The sequence below is a fragment of the Hydrogenophaga flava NBRC 102514 genome (assembly GCF_001571145.1).
Lineage (GTDB): Bacteria > Pseudomonadota > Gammaproteobacteria > Burkholderiales > Burkholderiaceae_C > Hydrogenophaga > Hydrogenophaga flava.
The window spans coordinates 1-538 of the sequence record NZ_BCTF01000081.1 but is presented as its reverse complement, the minus strand read 5'-3'; the positions used below and the strand labels follow the sequence as shown (position 1 = coordinate 538).

Here is a 538-nt window from a genome sequence, read left to right as displayed (position 1 = left end):
TGAAGTCCCCTTGAAAACCTGAGCCACCCGGAAGTAGAGAATTCCCCCAGACGGAGTCTCTACATGAAGAAATCCAGATTCAGCGAAGCGCAGATAGTCGGCATCCTCAAGGAAGTCGAGATGGGCGCGAAGGTCGGCGAGACGTGCAGGAAGCACGGCATCAGCGAGCCGACGTACTACAAGTGGAAGAGCCAGTTCTCGGGCATGACGGTCTCGCACCTGTCGCAGCTTCGCCAGCTGCAGGACGAGAACGCCAAGCTCAAACGCATGTACGCCGACCTGGCGCTGATGCACCACGCTCTGAAGGACGTCGTTGACCGAAAGCTCTGACCCCGGAGCGTCGCGAGGTGGTTGTTCAAAGCCTCATGGCCGAGCACGGTATGAGCCAGCGCAGGGCCTGCCAGGCCAGCGGCATCGCCCGTTCCACGTTGCGCTACCGGCCGGCTGCACGCGACGACTCCGGGGTCATCACCTTCATCCAGGCGCACATGGCGCTCAACCCACGCCACGGCTTTGGCCTGCTGTACGACAGCGCCCG

1 protein-coding gene is annotated in these 538 nt (G+C 62.1%); it reads left to right on the top strand.

Going from position 1 to position 538, the window contains the following annotated elements; all coding sequences use genetic code 11:
• Positions 1 to 63: 63 nt before the first annotated feature.
• Entirely contained in the window at positions 64 to 330 is a 267-nt protein-coding gene (locus HFL01S_RS24495) for a transposase (RefSeq protein ID WP_066263967.1), read from the top strand.
• Positions 331 to 538: the final 208 nt, after the last annotated feature.